General features: G+C 50.3%; 1 protein-coding gene. It reads right to left on the bottom strand.

From position 1 onward, the window contains the following. Positions 1–867 (bottom strand): polyketide synthase (locus HJG39_RS19300; RefSeq protein ID WP_268412054.1); only part of this gene is annotated, 867 nt, incomplete at both ends.

Genomic DNA, 867 nt, shown 5'->3' on the forward strand with positions numbered 1-867 from the left:
TGGTCGCCTTCTTGCTCCGCTTCTTCTAAGCGTTTAAGCAAAACCGCGCCAACGCCTTCACCCGGCACGTAACCATCGCCACCTTCACCAAAACTCATGCAACGACCATTGCTGGCAGTGAAGTTATCTTGCGACAGCAACAAATATTTATTCGGATGCACCGTCACATTCACGCCACCCGCAATCGCCATATCGCACACGCCTGAACGAATGCTCTGACACGCCAAATGCAACGCCGTAAGCGACGACGAACACATGGTATCGATAGCCATGCTCGGGCCAATCCAGTTACAGAAATAGGACACACGATTGGCAATGGAGCTAGGATTACCGCTTAATGCTACGCCATGCCCTTGCGCTTGTGCTTGCGCTCCGTATAGCTGATATTCCTGATACATCACGCCAACGAACACACCAATGTTCCCGCTAAGCGTTTGCTCATTGAGTGACGACTTTCTTGCCGATAGCGCGCTGCGTGTGTAACCCGCATCTTCAAGGGTTTCATAAACACACTCTAGGAACAGCCGCTCTTGTGGGTCGATGATCTCTGCTTCTCGAGGCGATATGCCAAAGAACAAGGGATCGAATTGGTCAACACCTTCAACAAACCCACCCCATTTGCTGTACGTAGTCCCTTGGTGGTTTTTATCAGGGTGAAAATACAAGGAATGATCCCAGCGATCTTCTGGGATTTCAGTAATGCAGTCTTTGCCGGTTTTCAGGTTGTCCCAGAAGGTGTCTAAATCCGGTGCCTGTGGGTAACGTCCTGCAAGGCCAATAATGGCGATTTTCCCTGAGCCAATGTATCCCTTTTGATGACGTTTGCCGTGTACACCAGCGCTGGTTTTTAATGCTTGATGGCGACGT

The organism is Alteromonas sp. a30 (assembly GCF_026788005.1).
Classification (GTDB): Bacteria; Pseudomonadota; Gammaproteobacteria; order Enterobacterales; family Alteromonadaceae; genus Paraneptunicella.